We start from the raw sequence: 18,230 nt of genomic DNA, 5'->3' as shown, positions 1-18,230 counted from the left end.
CGAAGCGGAGGTGTTAGGGGCGGCGATGGCGTTTCCACGCCGCTGCCCGTAGAATTGAGGTCGCCGAGGCATCGAGGGGGCAGGGGTTGAACACCGAGCAACGGGTCCTGCGCCTCTCGATCGGGGTGACCTTCATCCTCGCGGCGGCCGGCATCGTCTTCGGCCTGCTCTCCGGCTCCTTCGCGATCGTCTTCGACGGCATCTACGCCCTGACCGACGCCACGATGACGATCGTCGCGCTGCTGGTCTCCAACCTAATCACTTCCTCGACGGCGAGCGGCGCCGTCGGCGGCAGGTTGGTCAAGCACTTCACCATGGGATTCTGGCATCTGGAGCCGATGGTGCTCGGGCTCAACGGCGTCCTGCTGACCGGGGCGGCGATCTACGCCCTGATCAACGCCGTCGGCAGCATCATGGCCGGCGGCCGGCTCCTCGCCTTCGACTACGCCATCATCTATGCCGGGCTGACCATGCTGATCGCCTTCGCCATGGCGATCTACGGAAGCCGGGCCAATCGGGAGCTGAATTCGAGCTTCGTCGGGCTGGACGCCAAGGCCTGGGCGATGTCCGGCGGCCTCAGCGGCGCGCTGCTCGGCGCCTTCGTCTTCGGCTATGCGATTCAGGGAACGAAACTCGCCTGGATGCTGCCTTATGTCGATCCGGTCGCGCTCGCGCTGGTCTGCCTCGTCGTCATCCCGATGCCGATCGGAACGATCAAGCAGGCTCTCGCCGACATCCTGCTGGTGACGCCCTCCGATCTGAAGCGCCATGTCGACGGCGTCGCCGAGGAGATCGTTCGCCGTTACGGCTTCGCCTCCTATCGCTCCTATGTCGCCCGGGTCGGGCGTGGCAGGCAGATCGAGCTCTACTTCATCGTGCCCAGGAACGGCCCCGCGAGGAGGCTGGAGGAGTGGGATCACATCCGCGACGAGATCGGCGATGCGATCGGTGACGACACGCCCGATCGCTGGCTCACCATCGCCTTCACCACCGATCCGGAATGGGCCGACTGATCCGGAAGGAGCCGGGCCGGCATGCGCCGGGTGAATGGGAACTCCGCTGCCGTTTCCCATTGCCGGGGAGGGCGCAGCCATTAAGCTGCCCGGCATTGTCCCAGCTGGAACGATTGCGAGCGAGCGATGAGCGCCTTGACCCCCGAGGAACAGAAAGTCACCGAGTGGCTGGCGGGCCGCAAGGAGGGCATGGTCGCGCTCCTGCGCGAGTTGGTCGACACCGACTCGGGCTCCTATGACAAGGCGGGCGTCGACCGGGCGGGCGAGGTCGTGGCCCGCTTCCACCGCGCGAACGGCCTCGATGTCGAGATCGTGCCGGATGCCCGCTTCGGCGATGCCGTCAGGGCGCGCTTGCCGAACCCGAGCGCCAACGACCAGCGTCCGGTGCTGCTCCTCGGCCATCGCGACACGGTCTTCCCGCAGGGCGAGCCGACGCGGCGGCCCTTCACGATCAAGGGGACGCGGGCCTATGGGCCGGGCGTCGCCGACATGAAGGGCGGTATCGTCATCTCGGCCTTCGTCGCCGCGGCCTTCGCCGAATGCGGCGGGGTCGCCGCGCCGCTGCTGATGCTGACGACCAGCGACGAGGAGATCGGCTCGCCGTCCTCGCGTCCCGTCATCGAGGCGGCGGCGCGCGAGTCGCGCTGCGTCTTCAACGCCGAGCCCAGTCGCCTGCCGGCCGGCACCGATTTCGCGAAGGACCAGAAGCAGTCGGTCACTAGCGGCCGCAAGGGCGGCGTCTTCATGCGCGCCGAATTCACCGGCAGGCCGGCCCATTCCGGCGCCAATTACGAGAAGGGCGCCTCGGCCATCGTCGATCTCGGCCACAAGATCCCGAAGCTGCAGGGACTCACCGATCTGGAGAAGGGCATCACCGTCAATGTCGGCCTGATCGGCGGCGGCCAGACGGTCAACACCGTCGCGCCGCATGCCTGGTGCGAGATCGACCTGCGCTACGTCACCGCCGCGCAGCGCGACGAGATGGTCGGCAAGATCAAGGCGATCATCGAGGCTCCCGTGGTCCCGGAAACCACCGCCGTGCTGTCGATCAAGGGCGAGTTCCTGCCGCTCGAGCGCTCGCCGGAATCGGCTACCCTCTACGACACCTATCGCGAGGCCGCTGCCGCTTTCGGCATCGGCGTCACGGCCGAATTCACTGGCGGCTGCGCCGATTCCGGCTTCACCGCGGCGCAGGGCACTCCGACGCTCTGCAGCGTCGGGCCGATCGGCGGCATGGCCCATACGCCGGATGAGTTCCTCGAGGTCGAGAGCCTCGTGCCGGCCGCCCAGGTGCTGGCGCTGGCCGTGATGCGCGCGGCCGTCAGGGTCGAGTAGGCCACGCTCAGCGGCAGAGCAGGTCGATCTTGCGGCTGAGCGTGGGCTCGTCCTCGCTCAGCCGGTCGGTCAGCGCATGCAGCCAGTTGAAGCCGACCCAGAGCTCCAGCCGGTCGTCGATTTCCGTGGCCGGGAATTCGCCGCGTTCGGCGGCGCGCACGAACATCTGCCGGGGCGCCGCCAGCCTGTCCGGCATGAACTTGAAGCGCAGCGCGGCCAGCGCGCTTTCGCTGGTCTGCGCCTCGGCGATCAACCCCTTGAACACCCGGCCCGCCGTGTCCTCGCGCCAGAAGCGCCAGAGATCCGCGGTGTAGCGCAGCAGGTCGGCGCGCAGCGAGCCTTCGTCGGGAAGCGGGATCGCGGCGTCCTTGCTGGCGCCGTAGATCGCGATGAAGAGATCGGCCTTGTTCGGCCACCAGCGATAGATCGTCGGCTTACCGGCCCCGGCACGTCGCGCCACTTCCTCGATCGAGAACCCGGCATAACCCTTCTCCGCAAGCACGGCTCTCGCAGCTGCCTTCACGGCCGCCTCGGTCTCGGGGCTGCGCCTCGCGCCGATCGAGGCGCGGCGCGGCGGACGCGTTTCCATTGGCTCTTCGACTCCGTTGATCCGGTCCATCTTGACATAACGAAACGGTCCGTTTAATTCAACAAATAGAAACGATACGTTTCGTTACGAATAGGTCCGCACCATGACTTCGTTTCCCGCCTCCGCTGCACGTGCCGTCCTGTCGCGCCTTCTGGTGCGGCTGCGTTTTCTGGTTGTCGCGACTCTGGGTGCCTACGCCGCCATCAACCTGCTGCTGATCGCACTCTCGCCGTTCACACAGGGCTGGCCGACGCTCGCCGTCACGGCCCTGGCCGTGCCGCCGATGGTGCTGGTCATGGTTTATGCGGTGATCCCGGTCGCCTTCCGCTTCGGCTCGCCGCGCTGAGGGGAGGGCGCTTCAGAACGCCTCTTCCCAGTCCCGGCTCAGCCGCATCGCGCAGTTGATCAGCCCGACCATCGAGTAGGTCTGCGGGAAATTGCCCCAGAGCTCGCCGGTCTTGAGATCGGCGTCCTCCGAGAGCAGACCGAAGCTGTTGCGTCGCTGCAGGATGCGCCCGAACAGGGCCTTGGCCTCGTCGCTGCGGCCGATCGTGTTCAGCGCATCGACATACCAGAACGCGCAGATCAGGAAGCCGGTATGCATGTAGCCGAAATCGTCCTGCGTGGCGTAGCGCAGCAGCAGGTCGCCGCGCTTCAGATCGCGGCCGATCGCCTCGACCGTCGCGACGAAACGGGCATCGTCCGGCTTCACGAAGCCGATCTCGGCAAGCAGCAGCAGCGTGGCGTCGAGGTCCTGGCCATTGAAGGTCGAGACGAAATGGCCCTTCTGCTCGTTCCAGATGCGCTCGGCGATGATGCTCTTGAGGCGTTTGGCCTCCGCCTTCCAATATTCCTTGCGGTCGGCCCGGCCGAGCGTCCCCGCGATACGGGCGAGGCGATCGCAGGCCGCCCAGCACATCACGCTGGAGAAGGCATGCACGGCCTCCTTCTCGCGCAGCTCCCAGGGGCCTGCATCCGGCTTGTCGAAGACGGCGATGGCGAGTTCGCCCATGCGCTCGAGCTGGCTGAACAGCGTGTCCTTCCCAGGCTGGATCAGGCGCCGGTCGAAGAAGGAATGCGTCGCGGCGAGCACCACGGCGCCATAGCCGTCGTTCTGGATCTGCACGGCGGCGCCATTGCCGAAGCGGACCGGCTGGTGCCCGCGATAGCCGGAGAGGTTCTTCGCCTCGAATTCGGTCAGCGAGCCGCCGCGCGTGATCGGGTAGAGCGGCGGCAGATGCTCGGCGCCGCTTTCCGAGAAGGTGTCGACGATATTGGTGATGAAGCCGAGATAGTCCTCCATCGTCCGCGTCGTGCCGAGACGGTTCAGCGCATGCACGACGAAATAGGCGTCGCGCAGCCAGCAATAGCGATAGTCCCAGTTGCGCTGCGTGCCGGGCGCCTCCGGGATCGAGGTCGTCAATGCCGCCACGATCGCGCCGGTCTCCTCGAAGGAGCAGAGTTTCAGCGTGATCGCTGCCCGGATCACCTCGCTCTGATATTCGAACGGGATCGAGAGCGAGCGAACCCAGTCGCGCCAATAGTCGGTGGTCTTGTCCAGGAACTCGCGCGAGGTCGTCTCGATCTCGGCGCGCAACGCCTCGTCGGAGCCGATGAAGAACGAATAGGCCTGGTCGACCGCGAAGGGCGTGCCTTCGACGACATAGGAGAGCGGCGCGTTCGTGGTCAGCCGGATCGTCTGGTCGGCCCCGACGAAGCGGACATGGTTCGATCCGCGTGTGATCTCGTCCGGCTCTTCGCCGATGCCGAGGCTGGGCTTGACGAGCACGCGGATCCGGGGCCGCCCGGAGATGCGCCGCACCCGCCGCACCAGCTGCGGCGGCCGGAAGAAGCGCTCGTAGCGGACGAAGCGGGGCGCGAAATCGAGGATCTCGATCGCGTTGCCCTGGTCGTCGGAGAGCACCGAGGACAGGATCGCGGTGTTGTCCAGATAGCTTTGCTCGCAGCGTGTCATGCCGACCAGCTCGATGCCGAAGAAACCCTTCTCCGGCTCGTCATCGCCGTCATTCGCATGGTTGTCGATCAGCGAGCAGAATACGGGGTCGCGGTCGAAGCGCGGAAAGCAGCCCCAGACGATGCGGGCGCGCCGGTCGATCAGCGCCGCGATCGAGCAGTTGCCGATCACGCCGAGATCGAGCGAGGCGGAGTGATGCCCCGCGGCCGTGGTCGTTACGGTCATGGTCAGTCCCGGGTGAAGCTGGAGGCGGTCAGGCTGCCGCCTTCGGCGGCTTCGAGAAGGATATGCCGCAAGGCGGTCGGTGAAGCGAGCCGGTGCAGCGCATGGCTCTCCCGATCCTCGCCGATGCGGATCGAGAGCCCACCCATGGCGTTGACCGCCTCGAACCCGTCCTCGTCGGTGATGTCGTCGCCGATGAAGACCGGGCGGCGTCCGGCATAGGTCGGCGTCGCCATCAGCCAGGCGATGGCGCTGCCCTTGCTGGCGCTCGCCGGCACCAGCTCGGCGACCGACTTGCCTTCCTGCAGCCTTACGCCGGGGCCGAGCTTCGCCGCGGCCTGGCGCATCAGATCGAGCGCCTCGTCCTTGAGCTCGGGCGCCAACCGCCAATGCAGGGCGGCGGAAATGCGCTTGTCCTCGACGATGATGCCGACATGGCTGTTGGCGAAGCGGACGAGGTCGCGCAGCGCCTCGCGCATGTTCTCCGGCGCGTCGGATTGCGAACGGATCTCGCCGTCGACGCGGATCTGCGCGCCATGCAGGCCGGCGATGTCGAAGCTGTGCGGCGTCAGCATCTCGTCCAGAAAGGCGATCGGGCGCCCCGAGACCAGTGCGAGGGCGCCGCCGAGGCCGGTGCGCAGCGCCTCCAGCGCCGGTGCGACGCGGCGATCCAGCCGGACATCCTCCGGCGAGGGTGCGATCTCGACAAGCGTTCCATCGAAATCCAGGAACAGAGCGATCTGCGGTTGGGCCGCAGCGATATCGTCATTGTGATGGACGGTTTCGGGGTCGATCAGTGTCGTCATCATTTACTATCTGGCCATCGAACACGGCAGAAGAACGGCCGTTTTGCCTGGCATTCCTTTTGCTTGGCCATCGCCAACTCGCGCGGCCGAAAATTCAACGTCGGGGTTGTCTCGATTGACTTATAGCCTAACATGGCAGCCACGATTTCAGCGCAGGGCCGCCACGGCTCCGCCATGCGGCCAGCCCGCGCCCCCGGAAACATTACGTCTTTGCGAGCGTTCTGTTCCTGCCGCCCATGGCAAAAATCGGGCGGCGCTTCTGGAGAACCCGTACCCAATGCGTCTCATCGTCGTCTCGAACCGCGTCACCATTCCCGAGCGCCATGAAAAGGCCGCGGCGGGGGGATTGGCGGTGGCGTTGCGCGAGGCGCTGGAACAGCGCGGCGGCCTCTGGTTCGGCTGGAGCGGCGCCGTGGCCGAGGGAGCGGCGCAGCAGGTCAGGCAGGTCCAGCGCGGCAACGTCACCTATGCGGTGACCGATCTCAGCGAGGCCGAGCGGCAAAGCTACTATCTCGGTTTCTCGAACCGCGCTCTGTGGCCGCTGATGCACTACCGCCTCGGCCTGACGGATTTCCAGCGCAGCGACTACATGGGCTATCTCGGCGTCAACCGGCGCTTCGCCAAGCAGCTCGCGGCGCTGATCCGCCCGGACGACCTGATCTGGATCCATGACTATCATCTGATCCCGCTGGCGGCGGAGCTGCGCCGGCGCGGCGTCACCAACCGGATCGGCTATTTCCATCACATTCCCTGGCCGTCCGCCGACGTGATGGGCGCGTTGCCCTTCAGTTCCACCCTGGTCCGGACCATCGCGGCCTATGACCTCGCCGGGATGCAGACCGAGCTCGATGCCCGCAATCTGATCGACGGCCTGGTGACGATGTGCGCCGGGCGGACGGACGGGCAGCGCGTGCGGCTGGGCGCGCGTGAGACGCTGGTGCAGACCTTTCCGATCGGGATCGACGTGGAGGCATTCCGCCGGCTCGCGGCGGCTTCGACGCGCCAGGCGCCGGTCCCCCTGCGCGCCGCGCGCGAAACGCTCGGCGAGCGCAAGCTCGTCGTCGGCGTCGACCGCCTCGACTATTCGAAGGGGATCGTGCAGCGGCTCGCGGCTTTCGGCGAGTTCCTGCGCGGCCACCCGGAGCATCGCGGCAGGGTCAGCCTCCTGCAGATCGCGCCGCCATCGCGTAGCGACGTGCCCGAATATGCCGAGCTCGACCGCCTGTCGGACGAGGTCGCCGGGCGATTGAACGCTCAGCTCGGCGAATTCGACTGGACGCCGATCCGCGTCGTCAAGAAAGCCTATTCGCGCAGCGCGCTCGCCGGCTTCTACCGCCGCGCCCAGGTCGGCCTCGTCACTCCGATGCGCGACGGGATGAACCTGGTCGCCAAGGAGTACATTGCGGCGCAGGACCCCGCCGATCCCGGCGTGCTCGTGCTGTCCCGCTTCGCAGGCGCCTCGCAGCAGATGGGGGAGGCGCTGATCGTCAACCCTTACGACACGCATGAGGTGGCGGAGGCGATCCGCACCGCGCTCGCCATGCCGAAGAGCGAACGGATCCGCCGTTTCGAGAAGCTCTACGCGACTATCGCCGCCAGCGATATCGACTGGTGGACGCAACGCTATCTCGACGCGCTCGCCGGGGGCGCGGCCGCCCAGGCGGTGCCTGTCGAGGCTACGGGCGACAAGAAGCCGCGTGCCGGCGCACGGCGCGCCGCCGGGTCTGAGGCCGTGGCGGTGAAAAGGCCGCCGAAGCCCGGCAAGGCCGGAAAGATCTCGACAGGTTCGCGCCGGAAAGGAAGGGGCACGCCACCGCCGTCGCTGACCGTGGGGCAGCCGTGACAGCTTGCCCCGCGACGGCGAAAACCGACGAAATCTTGGGGGGATGCTTGCTCGAGCTCGCGCGGCCCTTGCCGAATAAGGTCTTTGGTCGCTAGAAGGCAGCATGACCGGGTTGGGCGACTCAGGTTCTGGACAGGCATCGTATCGTCGATGGCTGAGGAGGCGGGCGGAGGGCTGAGATCGATGCGAGGCGCTCTCGGAGGACCGGGCGTTCTGTTGCGCCGCCTCCGCGAGGTCATGGCGGCATCGATCAGCCCGCAGGAGCGGCTCGACCGGCTCGTCGTCCTGATCGCCGGCAATCTCGTCGCCGAAGTCTGCTCCGTCTACGTCCTGCGCGAGGACGGCTCGCTCGAGCTCTATGCCACCGAAGGCCTCAACCGCGAGGCCGTCCACCTCACCACCATGCGTGCGGGAGAGGGGCTCGTCGGCCTGATCGCCAGCGAGGCCGAGCCCCTGGCCTTGTCGGACGCGCAGGCCCATCCCTCCTTCTCCTATCGCCCGGAGACGGGCGAGGAGGTCTACCGCTCCTTCCTCGGCGTCCCGATCCTGCGCGGCGGCGCGGTGATGGGCGTGCTCGTCATCCAGAACCGGGCCTCGCGCATCTACTCCGAGGAGGAGATCGAGAGCCTCCAGACCACCGCCATGCTGATGGCGGAGATGATCGCCGCCGGCGGGCTGAAGTCGCTTGCCGCGCCCGGTGCCTCGATTGGCCTCGACCGGCCTATCCATGGCGTCGGCGTCATCCTCGCCGACGGGGTCGGCCTCGGCCATGTCGTGCTGCACGAGCCGCGCGTCGCGATCACCAACCTGATCGCGGAAAACCCCGCCGCCGAGGTCAGCCGCCTCGAAGCCGCGATCGGCGAGATGCGCGCCTCGATCGACGAGCTCGTCGAGCGGGGCGACGTCGCCCATACCGGCGAGCACCGCGACGTGCTCGAGACCTTCCGCATGTTCGCCCATGACCAGGGCTGGCTGCGCCGGATGCGCGAGGTCGTGCTGACGGGCCTGACTGCCGAAGCCGCCGTCGAGCGCGTCCAGTCCGACACGCGCGCCAAGATGCTGCGCCAGACCGATCCCTATCTGCGCGAGCGGCTGCACGATCTCGACGATCTCGCCAACCGGCTGCTGCGCACCCTGGTCGGCAAGGCCAATGGCGTGACGCATGAATCCCTGCCGGAGAACGCCATCGTCGTCGCCCGTTCGATGGGGCCGGCCGCGCTGCTCGACTATGACCGCGCCCATCTGCGCGGGCTCGTGCTGGAGGAGGGTGGCCCGACCAGCCACATCGCCATCGTCGCACGGGCCTTGGGCATCCCCGCCGTCGGCGAGGTCGCGAATGCGACGGCGCTGGTCGAGGCGGGCGATGCCATCATCGTCGACGGCCAGGCCGGCGAGGTGCAGATCCGCCCGCAACCCGACGTCGAGAACGCCTACAAGGACAAGGCCCGGCTGCGCGCCCGCAAGCAGAAGCAGTACGAGAAGCTGAAGGAGCTGCCGGCGACGACCCGGGACGGCGTCGAGATCACGCTGCAGATCAATGCCGGCCTGATCGTCGATATCCCGAACATCGAGGCGACGGCCGCCTCCGGCATCGGGCTGTTCCGGACCGAGCTTCAGTTCATGGTGGCGCAGCACATGCCGACCACCGCCGAGCAACAGGCGCTCTACACCGCCGTCCTGAACGCGGTGCAGGACCGGCCCGTGACCTTCCGCACCCTCGATATCGGCGGCGACAAGGTGCTGCCCTATATGGAGCGGGTCGAGGAGGAGAATCCGGCGCTCGGCTGGCGGGCGATCCGCATCGGGCTCGACAAGCCGCGCCTGCTTCGGGCGCAGCTGCGCGCGATGTTGCGCGCCGGCGCCGGGCGCGATCTCAAGATCATGCTGCCGATGGTGGCGACCACTGACGAATTTCGCCGCGCCCGCATGATCATCCGCCGCGAGCAGGCGATGCTGGAGAAGCAGGGCGTCGCGCCGCCGAGCGATCTGCGCGTCGGCGTCATGGTCGAGGTGCCCTCGCTGTTGTTCGAGCTGTCGGAAATCGCGCGCGAGGCCGATTTCCTCTCGATCGGCACCAACGACCTGATGCAGTTCCTCTTCGCCGCGGACCGCGAGAACAAGCGCGTCGCTGATCGCTTCGATCCGCTCGGCGTCGGCGCCTTGCGGGCGCTGCGCCGCATCGTCGAGGCGGCCTCGGAAACCGGCTGCCCGGTGACCGTCTGCGGCGAGATGGGCGGCAAGCCGCTCGAGACCATGGCGCTGATCGGGCTCGGCTATCGCGGCTTCTCGATGTCGGCCGCCTCGATCGGCCCGGTCAAGGCGATGCTGCGCGCGCTCGATGTCCGCAAGCTCCGGGAGCGGATGGACTGGATGCTCGCCTCGCCGGAAGGCGCCACCAGCTTGCGCCCGCAGCTCGCCGCCTTCGCGACCGAGTTCAAGGTCCCGGTCTAGCGCTGCTCGTTCGCGCTCCCGACATTTCCTTTCAGCGTCATCAAGAGTTTCCGCATGTCCCTTCAACTTCCCCAGGATCGTCTCGACGGCATCGTGGCGCGCCACGCCGCCGCGACGGAGGAGATCAACCAGGCGAGCGACCCGGTGCGCACCGTCGAACTCGCCAAGGAATTGTCGGAGCTCGACCCGGTGGTGGCCGCGATCGCGACCTGGCGCCAGGCGCAGGCGACGCTGGCCGAGGCGGAGGCCCTGATCGCCGATCCTGCGACGGACGCCGAATTCCGCGACCTCGCCTATGAGGAGCGCGATAGCGCCCGCGCCGAGATCGAGGCGCGCGCGAGGGAGATCCTGATCGCGCTCCTGCCCAGGGATGCCGCCGACGAGCGCGGCGTCATCATCGAGATCCGGGCGGGCACCGGCGGCGACGAGGCCTCGCTCTTCGCCGGCGATCTGCTGCGCATGTATCAGCGCTATGCCGCGCAGAAGGGCTGGAGCGTCGATATCCTCTCGGAAAGCGAGGGCACTGTCGGTGGCTACAAGGAGGTGATCGCCGAGATCAACGGCCGCGGCGTCTATGCCCGGCTCAAATTCGAATCCGGCGTCCACCGTGTCCAGCGCGTGCCGGATACCGAGGCGAGCGGACGCATTCACACCTCGGCCGCGACGGTGGCGACGCTGCCGCTGGCGAGCGAGGTCGACGTCGCGCTCAACGATGCCGATATCCGCATCGACACGCTGCGCTCCGGCGGTGCCGGAGGCCAGCACGTCAACAAGACGGAATCGGCGGTGCGCCTGACCCATATCCCGACCAACACCGTGGTGCTGGTCCAGGACGAGCGCTCGCAGCACAAGAACAAGGCCCGCGCCTATGAGCTGCTGCGCGCCAAGCTCTACGACATGGAGCGTATGCGTATCGATGCCGAGCGGTCGGCGGACCGGCGTTCCCAGATCGGCTCGGGCGATCGCTCCGAGCGCATCCGGACCTACAACTTCCCGCAGGGGCGCGTCACCGACCACCGGATCAACCTGACGCTCTACAAGCTCGACGAGATGATGCAGGGCCTCGTCCTCGACGAGGTCGTCGACGCGCTGACGGCGGAGCATCAGGCACGCCTGCTGGCCGAGGAGGCGCTTGCGTAACGTCATGGCGGTGAAACAAAATCGCCATTGCCGTGTTGGTTCGGCATCGACACCAGCAAATGGGGGACACTTCGATGATGAAGATGGTTTCCGGTTTCGCGATCGCGGGCCTGATGGTTTTCGCGATGAGCGGCGTTTCGCAGGCTCAGGAGCGGACCCTGCGCAAGATCACCACTTCGAACCCGCCGGCGGCGCTGCAGGGCTCGATGACCGAGGCGCAGGCGCGCAAGGCCTGCCAGCTCGAGATGAAGGGCGCGCGCGAGAGCAAGTCGGCGATACGGACCAAGATGAAGAGCTGCATGGACCTGAAGATGCAGGGCAACAGCTGAGCCGGATCAAGGCAGGGCCGGTTGACCCTATCCCCGGTCTAGGGGAAGGCGCCGTGTCGACCGTCACGTCGGCGCGGCGTCTGCTTGCGCGCAGCTTCAGCCGGGCCGCCTCTGCGACGCCGGGGCTGGATGCGCGTCTTCTGGTCGAAGGCGCTGTCGGGCAGGAAAATCCCGATCCGGACATGCAGCTCCCCGCCGATGCGCTTGCGCGTCTGCGCGATTTCGCAACGCGGCGCCTGGCGGGCGAGCCGGTATGGCGCATTCTCGGCGAGCGCGAATTCTGGGGGCTGCGCTTTCGGCTGTCGCCGGCGACGCTGGAGCCGCGCCCGGACAGCGAAACGATCGTCGAGGTGACGCTGGCGGCATTGGCGGGGCGGCGCGAAGAAGCGCTTTCGTTGCTCGATCTTGGCACCGGCACGGGCTGCCTGCTGATCGCATTGCTCAGCGAACTGCCTCGCGCGACCGGCCTCGGCATCGATCTGTCGGCGGAGGCTCGCGATATGGCGGCCGGCAATGCCGAACTGAACGGGGTCGGCGATCGGGCGGCGTTCCGGCAGGGCAGCTGGACGGAGGGCCTGGCCGGCCGCTTCGACGTGATCGTCTCCAATCCGCCCTATATTCCGTCAGGCGAGATCGCTGGCCTGTCCGTGGAGGTCCGGGAGCACGATCCGCTGCTCGCGCTCGATGGCGGAGCCGACGGGCTCGGGCCCTACCGGATCTTCGCCCGGACCTTGCCGGCGCTGATGGCGCCGAGCGGCATCGTCGTGTTCGAGATCGGTGCGGGGCAGGGGCCGGATGTGGTTGCCCTGATGCAGGCCGGGGGGCTTGAATTCCGCGGCAGCAGGAACGATCTGGGTGGGCATGAGCGGGCGCTGATCTTCGCGCTCACTTGAAAGTGCACAGGCTTTTGGTCGATTTCGCTTGGAGAAGCCGCCAAAAGCAGTTATGCAACTTCCAGCCGAAGCTGGTGGCGTCAGAGCCGGGCCTCTGGGCAGTTTCCGATCGTACAGGATTTGCTCGAGTTCGGCGTCGTTTGCGGGCGTGTTCCCGGGACGACGCAGCTGACAAGCCGGGTGGAGCCCCGAGGGCGCTTGGCGCCGATCGGCTCATGGGGTGGGACCCCTCCGGGGTTGGGCCCTTTTTGGAAAAGAGCGCGTGAAGACCAGAAACGGCGTATCGCCCCTTCGGGTCAACTCAGTCCGACACAGCGTCGCAACCCGCTGTGCGTCGCAACGCGCATGACGGCACCACGGTTGCTTTGAACACAGAAGCGCGAGACAGACGCGAATGAGACCAGGTCAGAACCGGCGTATGCGCGGCCGTAACAATAACGGCAACAATAACGGCAATCGCAAATCTCCCAACCCGTTGCAGCGTAGCTACGAATCCAATGGTCCGGACGTGAAGGTCCGCGGCACGGCGCAACATGTCGCCGAGAAGTATTTGCAGCTGGCGCGGGACGCTCAGTCTTCCGGTGATACGGTTGCGGCGGAGAGCTATTTCCAGCACGCCGAGCACTACTATCGCATCCTGCTTGCGGCTCAGGAGCAGATGGCCCAGCAGTTCGGCCATTCCTTCCCGCCGAACCGCGCCTTCGTCGAGGATGCTGACGAGGGCGACGAGGAAGGCGACGAGGAGGCTCAGCCCTTCCAGCCCGGTACTGGTCCGCAGCCGGACTTCCGCTCGGCCAATGGCCATGGCGGAGCCAATGGCTATAACGGCCATGGCGGACAGCGTGCCGAGGGCGAGGGTGGCGAGGGGCAGCCGCAGGGCGGCCAGCGCTTCGATCGCCAGAACCGCCGCGAGCGCTTCAACAACGACCGTCGTTTCGACCGCCAGGACCGCGGCGAGCGCCGCTTCGACCGCAATGCCGAAGGCGGCCAGGGTGCTGCCGGCGGCTACGCGCCGCGCCCCGATGCGCCGCGTTCCGACATTCCGGTCGCAGAGGGTTCGGCCGAGATTGCTCCCGAGCAGGCTCAGGGCGAGCGCCGCCTCGAGCGCGGCGAGCGTCCCCAGCGCGAGCGCCGTCCGCGTCGCGAGCGTGAAGTCGAGAGCGATGCGGGCGAGGATGTCGCCGCCGCGCTGCCGTCCTTCCTGACCAACCCCGTGCGGGTCGCCGCGCCGGAGCCGGTCGAGGCGCCGCCGGCAGAGGCGGCTGCGGCGGTTGAGCCGGCGCCCGAGGTTTCCGAGGAGCCGGCACCCAAGCGTACGCGCCGTCGCCGCTCGCCGCGCGAGGTGATGGACGCCCTCGGCTCCGAGGCGGATGGCCCGGCCGAGTGAGCCGCGGACACCGTCGACAGATTTGAAAAAGGGCCCGCGAGGGCCCTTTTTTTGCTGGAGCGCCTCTCAGGCGATGCCGAGTTCGGCCGGCGCTTCCGCAGGCGTCAGCCCGTCGCCTTCGCTCAGGCTGCCTCCGGCGATGACGCGGCAATAGATGCCACAATCGACATGGCCGTAATGCTGCATCAGGGCCTTGGGGATCTGCATGTCGCGCTCCCCGGTCTCCGGGTCGACATTTGTGGCCGCGCAGCGTTCGATCCGCTTGATCACCTGCAGCCGCAGGCCTTCAGGTCCTGCGATATCCCGGCCGACGAGGTCGTTCTCCGCCCAGGGTGCGAGCCCGCTCACCATCAGGTTGCCGCGGAAGCGCAGCGGATCGACCGGCCGCCCGAGGCGCCCTTCGAGATCGGCGACGCTGGCGAGATTGATGATCGAGACGAAGCCCGAGCGGGAATCGGTGAAGCGATAGGTCGAAGGCGCCGTGAGCAGCTTCGGTTCGCCGCGCAACTCCTCAGGCATGAAGCCTGCGAAGAAGCGCGTGATCGCGGTGCGGCCGTCGTCGTTGGCGGTCGCGGCGCGCAGCACTTCCTGCCCGCCTTCATGGATGACGAGGTTGCCGGTGGCATCATCGTAGCGGGTCTTGAGCCGGGCCAGCGACTCGTTGCGCATCAGCATCAGGTACTTGATCTTCGGCTGGTGCACCGGCTCGGCCGGGTCGAAGCCGGAAGGACCGTTCTCGATGGCGAAGAGGCGGTCGCCCGGGAAATACCCGTCGGCGAGCAGGTTGGCGCGCTTCACCCGCTCCGGCGAAAGGCCTTTGACGGGGTAGCGATAGAGCGTTTCGATGCGCATGGTCCGGTCCGGTGCGGGAAGGGCGGGCGGACCATAGCCGTGCCGCCCGGTCCTGACAGATCAAATCTTGTATCCGTTTCGATCAATCCGCTGGCATCGGCCCGAAAAGTGGGAGCCGGTTTTTTTGGGAGGGCGCCGATACCGCACTAGTCGTCCTCGCCCTCGCTGACCGAGCGCTGGCAGCCCCAGCCGGCGAGGACGGCGTCGGTCTCGTCAGCGACGAAGAAGCGGGCGGCGTCGCGGTCGTAGCCTTCCGCCAGCAGATGCTCGTAATCGGTGTGGACGTGGCGGACATGGCTGCCGAGCGCGAGCCACAACGCCGTGGAAGGCGGCAGATCCTTCATGTGCCGCCGCTCCGCCAGCGTGATGACCGCCTCGGCATCGGAGAGCGGAATGCCCGGCGCCAGTGCTCGCAGCGCCTTGCGAATCGCCTGCTGTCGCTTGGTTCCGGCCATGCCCGATCTGCGCCTGCCGCTTGCGCCAGGTCAATTGTCGCCGGCGCCCTCTTCCGTTGCGCCAATGTCACACTATCTTGGAGGGCGAGGGGCGGCCCGAAAGGGCGCCCTATCCAGACGGAAGGGCAGTGGAACCGCGTTGCTACGGGGCGCGTTCCGCGGGCGGAGTGATTTGAATGAACATTGAGAAATATACGGATCGGGCGAAGGGCTTTCTCCAGGCAGCGCAGACGATCGCGCTGCGCGAGGGGCACCAGCAGTTCACGCCGGAGCATCTCCTCAAGGCGCTGCTCGACGACAATGAAGGCATGGCGGCCGGTCTGATCGACCGGGCCGGGGGGCAGTCGCGCGTCGCGCTGCAGTTGACCGATCAGGCGCTCGCGAAGCTGCCGAAGGTTTCCGGCGGCTCCGGTGGGCTCAACCTGACGCCGGGCCTCGCCCGCGTCTTCGATACCGCCGAGAAGGCGGCCGAGAAGGCCGGCGATTCCTTCGTCACGGTCGAGCGGCTGCTGCTGGGGCTGGCGATCGAGAAGGACACCGAGGCTGGCAAGGCGCTGGCCAAGGCCGGCGTGACGCCGCAGGCGCTCAATGCCGCGATCGAGGCGATCCGCAAGGGCCGCACCGCCGATTCCGCTTCGGCCGAGCAGGCCTATGACGCGCTGAAGAAGTACGCCCGCGACCTCACGGCCGCGGCGCGCGAGGGCAAGCTCGACCCGGTGATCGGCCGCGACGAGGAGATCCGCCGTACCATCCAGGTGCTGTCGCGCCGGACCAAGAACAATCCCGTCCTGATCGGTGAGCCCGGCGTCGGCAAGACAGCCATCGCCGAGGGCTTGGCGCTGCGCATCGTCAATGGCGACGTGCCCGAGAGCCTGAAGGACAAGGAGCTGCTCGCGCTCGACATGGGCTCGCTGATCGCGGGCGCAAAGTATCGCGGCGAGTTCGAGGAGCGGCTGAAGGCGGTTCTGACCGAGGTCTCGGCCTCGGATGGTGGCGTCATCCTGTTCATCGACGAGATGCACACCCTCGTCGGCGCCGGCAAGACCGACGGCGCGATGGATGCGTCCAACCTGCTGAAGCCGGCGCTCGCCCGTGGCGAGCTGCACTGCGTTGGCGCGACCACGCTCGATGAGTACCGCAAATATGTCGAGAAGGACGCTGCCTTGGCGCGGCGCTTCCAGCCCGTCTTCGTCGACGAGCCGACGGTCGAGGACACCATCTCGATCCTGCGCGGCCTCAAGGAGAAGTACGAGCAGCATCACCGCGTCCGCATCACCGACTCGGCGCTGGTCTCGGCCGCGACCTTGTCGAACCGCTACATCACCGACCGCTTCCTGCCCGACAAGGCGATCGACCTCGTCGACGAGGCCTCGGCGCGGCTGCGGATGCAGGTCGACTCCAAGCCGGAGGAACTGGATTCGATCGACCGCGAGATCGTCCGCCTCAAGATCGAGCAGGAGGCGCTCAAGAAGGAGAGCGATGCCGGCTCGAAGGAGCGGCTGAAGCGGCTCGAATCCGAACTGGCCGATCTGGAGTCGCGCTCCGACACGATCACGGCCAAGTGGAAGGCCGAGAAGGACAAGCTCGGCCAGGCCGCCGAGATCAAGACCAAGCTCGACAATGCCCGCAACGAGCTCGCCCAGGCGCAGCGCAAGGGTGAGTACCAGCGAGCGGGCGAGCTCGCCTATGGCGAGATCCCCGGGCTCGAGAAGAAGCTGGCCGAGATCGAGGAGAAGGGCGAGAGCGCCGGCATGGTGGAGGAGGCTGTGACGCCCGATCACGTCGCTGCCGTCGTCTCGCGCTGGACCGGCGTGCCGGTCGACCGCATGCTCGAAGGCGAGAAGGAGAAGCTGCTCCGCATGGAGGAGGTTCTCGGCTCCCGCGTCGTTGGGCAGAAGGAGGCGGTGGAAGCGGTCTCGACCGCGGTCCGTCGCGCCCGTGCCGGGTTGCAGGATCCCAACCGTCCGATCGGCTCCTTCATGTTCCTCGGCCCCACCGGCGTCGGCAAGACCGAGCTGACCAAGGCTCTGGCCTCGTTCCTGTTCGACGACGACACGGCGCTCGTGCGCATCGACATGTCCGAGTACATGGAGAAGCACTCGGTCGCCCGGCTCATCGGCGCGCCTCCCGGCTATGTCGGCTATGAGGAGGGTGGCGCCCTGACGGAAGCGGTGCGGCGCCGGCCCTATCAGGTCGTGCTCTTCGACGAGGTCGAGAAGGCGCATCCGGACGTGTTCAACGTCCTGCTGCAGGTGCTCGACGACGGTCGGCTCACCGACGGCCAGGGCCGCACGGTCGACTTCCGCAACGTGCTGATCATCATGACCTCGAACCTCGGTTCGGAGTTCCTGGTGAACCAGCCCGAAGGCCAGGACAGCGACGCGGTTCGCGACGAGGTGATGGGTGTGGTCCGCCACGCCTTCCGGCCGGAATTCCTGAACCGGATCGACGACATCATCCTGTTCCACCGCCTGCGGCGGCAGGACATGGACGCGATCGTCGATATCCAGATGGCCCGGCTCCAGAAGCTGCTGACCGACCGCAAGATCACGCTCGAACTCTCGAAGGAGGCGCGCGAGTGGCTGGCGGAGAAGGGCTACGACCCGGCCTATGGCGCGCGCCCGCTCAAGCGCGTGATCCAGAAGTCGGTGCAGGACCCGCTGGCCGAGGCCATCCTCGCCGGCGAGATCGTCGACGGCGAGACGGTGCCGATCACTGTCGGACCGGGCTCGCTGATGCTGGGCGATGTCGCGGCGGTGAAGGAGAAGCGCCCGGCTGGTGTGGCGCTGAACTGACATGGCTGACTTTCTTCTCCCTCTGGGGAAGAAGGTGTCTGCGAAACAGACGAATGGGGGAGGGCCGCGCAAGCGGCCCTTTTTCGTCATGGGCGGGCTTGTCCCGACCATCCACGTCTTTGCCGATTGAGGGCGCGTTCAAGAC

15 protein-coding genes are annotated in these 18,230 nt (G+C 67.3%); 10 read left to right on the top strand and 5 right to left on the bottom strand.

The window, feature by feature from the left end; all coding sequences use genetic code 11:
* Window positions 1–86 precede the first annotated feature (86 nt).
* Both B5Y19_RS09490 and B5Y19_RS09485 read left to right on the top strand, forming a co-directional pair.
* Window positions 87–1,013, top strand: a complete 927-nt coding sequence (locus B5Y19_RS09490) for a cation diffusion facilitator family transporter (protein WP_055728741.1) — start codon at window positions 87–89, stop codon at window positions 1,011–1,013.
* A 126-nt stretch (window positions 1,014–1,139) separates the two neighbouring features.
* The gene (locus B5Y19_RS09485) at window positions 1,140–2,348 is read left to right on the top strand and encodes a M20 family metallopeptidase (RefSeq protein WP_055728740.1); all 1,209 of its coding nucleotides are present in this window, start codon (window positions 1,140–1,142) and stop codon (window positions 2,346–2,348) included.
* Between the two features lie 7 nt (window positions 2,349–2,355).
* Here the strand turns inward: B5Y19_RS09485 and B5Y19_RS09480 are convergent, their stop codons facing one another.
* Window positions 2,356–2,937, bottom strand: coding sequence for a TetR/AcrR family transcriptional regulator (locus tag B5Y19_RS09480; protein ID WP_079591385.1), 582 nt, complete (start codon window positions 2,935–2,937; stop codon window positions 2,356–2,358).
* A 103-nt stretch (window positions 2,938–3,040) separates the two neighbouring features.
* Between B5Y19_RS09480 and B5Y19_RS09475 the strand changes: the two genes are divergently transcribed.
* The gene (locus B5Y19_RS09475) at window positions 3,041–3,283 is read left to right on the top strand and encodes a putative antibiotic biosynthesis monooxygenase (RefSeq protein WP_055728738.1); all 243 of its coding nucleotides are present in this window, start codon (window positions 3,041–3,043) and stop codon (window positions 3,281–3,283) included.
* A 12-nt stretch (window positions 3,284–3,295) separates the two neighbouring features.
* Here the strand turns inward: B5Y19_RS09475 and B5Y19_RS09470 are convergent, their stop codons facing one another.
* Window positions 3,296–5,137 (bottom strand): glycoside hydrolase family 15 protein, encoded by a 1,842-nt coding sequence (locus B5Y19_RS09470; RefSeq protein WP_055728737.1) that lies wholly within the window; start codon window positions 5,135–5,137, stop codon window positions 3,296–3,298.
* Window positions 5,138–5,139: 2 nt separating this feature from the next.
* Window positions 5,140–5,940, bottom strand: a complete 801-nt coding sequence (gene otsB / locus B5Y19_RS09465) for a trehalose-phosphatase (protein WP_079591438.1) — start codon at window positions 5,938–5,940, stop codon at window positions 5,140–5,142.
* 277 nt (window positions 5,941–6,217) lie between these two features.
* Here otsB and B5Y19_RS09460 point away from each other — a divergent pair, with 277 nt between their 5' ends.
* The 6 genes from B5Y19_RS09460 (at window position 6,218) to B5Y19_RS09440 (ending at window position 13,983) form a co-directional block, all read left to right on the top strand.
* Entirely contained in the window at window positions 6,218–7,783 is a 1,566-nt protein-coding gene (locus tag B5Y19_RS09460) for an alpha,alpha-trehalose-phosphate synthase (UDP-forming) (protein ID WP_079591384.1), read from the top strand.
* Between the two features lie 183 nt (window positions 7,784–7,966).
* A complete protein-coding gene (gene ptsP / locus B5Y19_RS09455; RefSeq protein ID WP_055728736.1) occupies window positions 7,967–10,234 on the top strand; it encodes a phosphoenolpyruvate--protein phosphotransferase in 2,268 nt (755 codons plus the stop codon).
* 54 nt (window positions 10,235–10,288) lie between these two features.
* Window positions 10,289–11,374: a peptide chain release factor 1 gene (prfA, locus tag B5Y19_RS09450; RefSeq protein WP_055728735.1), complete on the top strand. Its 1,086-nt coding sequence runs from the start codon at window positions 10,289–10,291 to the stop codon at window positions 11,372–11,374.
* Between the two features lie 74 nt (window positions 11,375–11,448).
* Window positions 11,449–11,703: a hypothetical protein gene (locus tag B5Y19_RS26440; protein WP_055728734.1), complete on the top strand. Its 255-nt coding sequence runs from the start codon at window positions 11,449–11,451 to the stop codon at window positions 11,701–11,703.
* Between the two features lie 53 nt (window positions 11,704–11,756).
* Window positions 11,757–12,596, top strand: coding sequence for a peptide chain release factor N(5)-glutamine methyltransferase (gene prmC, locus B5Y19_RS09445; RefSeq protein WP_055728733.1), 840 nt, complete (start codon window positions 11,757–11,759; stop codon window positions 12,594–12,596).
* Window positions 12,597–13,014: 418 nt separating this feature from the next.
* On the top strand, window positions 13,015–13,983 hold the full coding sequence (locus B5Y19_RS09440) for a DUF4167 domain-containing protein (protein WP_176168598.1): 969 nt from the start codon (window positions 13,015–13,017) through the stop codon (window positions 13,981–13,983).
* 66 nt (window positions 13,984–14,049) lie between these two features.
* On the opposite strand, the gene B5Y19_RS09435 is transcribed toward B5Y19_RS09440, so the two are convergent.
* Both B5Y19_RS09435 and B5Y19_RS09430 read right to left on the bottom strand, forming a co-directional pair.
* Window positions 14,050–14,835 carry an MOSC domain-containing protein gene (locus B5Y19_RS09435; RefSeq protein WP_079591382.1) on the bottom strand — a complete coding sequence of 262 codons (786 nt, stop codon included), beginning with the start codon at window positions 14,833–14,835 and terminating at the stop codon, window positions 14,050–14,052.
* A gap of 146 nt (window positions 14,836–14,981) precedes the next feature.
* The gene (locus B5Y19_RS09430; RefSeq protein WP_055728730.1) at window positions 14,982–15,290 is read right to left on the bottom strand and encodes a DUF2293 domain-containing protein; all 309 of its coding nucleotides are present in this window, start codon (window positions 15,288–15,290) and stop codon (window positions 14,982–14,984) included.
* A gap of 176 nt (window positions 15,291–15,466) precedes the next feature.
* On the opposite strand from B5Y19_RS09430, the gene clpB reads away from it, so the two are divergent.
* Window positions 15,467–18,085 (top strand): ATP-dependent chaperone ClpB, encoded by a 2,619-nt coding sequence (gene clpB / locus B5Y19_RS09425; RefSeq protein WP_055728729.1) that lies wholly within the window; start codon window positions 15,467–15,469, stop codon window positions 18,083–18,085.
* Window positions 18,086–18,230 lie beyond the last annotated feature (145 nt).

The organism is Allobosea thiooxidans, assembly GCF_900168195.1.
Classification (GTDB): Bacteria; Pseudomonadota; Alphaproteobacteria; order Rhizobiales; family Beijerinckiaceae; genus Allobosea; species Allobosea thiooxidans.
The sequence above is the reverse complement of the archived record's forward strand: the minus strand, read 5'-3'. Positions and strand labels throughout refer to the sequence as shown.

What these genes read in the sequence shown, in the direction of transcription:
- B5Y19_RS09485 (WP_055728740.1), top strand. Translation starts at nt 1,140, where the DNA reads ATGAGCGCCTTGACCCCCGAGGAACAGAAAGTCACCGAGTGGCTGGCG.
- B5Y19_RS09480 (WP_079591385.1), bottom strand. Translation starts at nt 2,937, where the DNA reads ATGGAAACGCGTCCGCCGCGCCGCGCCTCGATCGGCGCGAGGCGCAGC.
- B5Y19_RS09475 (WP_055728738.1), top strand. Translation starts at nt 3,041, where the DNA reads ATGACTTCGTTTCCCGCCTCCGCTGCACGTGCCGTCCTGTCGCGCCTT.
- B5Y19_RS09470 (WP_055728737.1), bottom strand. Translation starts at nt 5,137, where the DNA reads ATGACCGTAACGACCACGGCCGCGGGGCATCACTCCGCCTCGCTCGAT.
- otsB (WP_079591438.1), bottom strand. Translation starts at nt 5,940, where the DNA reads ATGACGACACTGATCGACCCCGAAACCGTCCATCACAATGACGATATC.
- B5Y19_RS09460 (WP_079591384.1), top strand. Translation starts at nt 6,218, where the DNA reads ATGCGTCTCATCGTCGTCTCGAACCGCGTCACCATTCCCGAGCGCCAT.
- ptsP (WP_055728736.1), top strand. Translation starts at nt 7,967, where the DNA reads ATGCGAGGCGCTCTCGGAGGACCGGGCGTTCTGTTGCGCCGCCTCCGC.
- prfA (WP_055728735.1), top strand. Translation starts at nt 10,289, where the DNA reads ATGTCCCTTCAACTTCCCCAGGATCGTCTCGACGGCATCGTGGCGCGC.
- B5Y19_RS26440 (WP_055728734.1), top strand. Translation starts at nt 11,449, where the DNA reads ATGATGAAGATGGTTTCCGGTTTCGCGATCGCGGGCCTGATGGTTTTC.
- B5Y19_RS09440 (WP_176168598.1), top strand. Translation starts at nt 13,015, where the DNA reads ATGCGCGGCCGTAACAATAACGGCAACAATAACGGCAATCGCAAATCT.
- B5Y19_RS09435 (WP_079591382.1), bottom strand. Translation starts at nt 14,835, where the DNA reads ATGCGCATCGAAACGCTCTATCGCTACCCCGTCAAAGGCCTTTCGCCG.
- B5Y19_RS09430 (WP_055728730.1), bottom strand. Translation starts at nt 15,290, where the DNA reads ATGGCCGGAACCAAGCGACAGCAGGCGATTCGCAAGGCGCTGCGAGCA.
- clpB (WP_055728729.1), top strand. Translation starts at nt 15,467, where the DNA reads ATGAACATTGAGAAATATACGGATCGGGCGAAGGGCTTTCTCCAGGCA.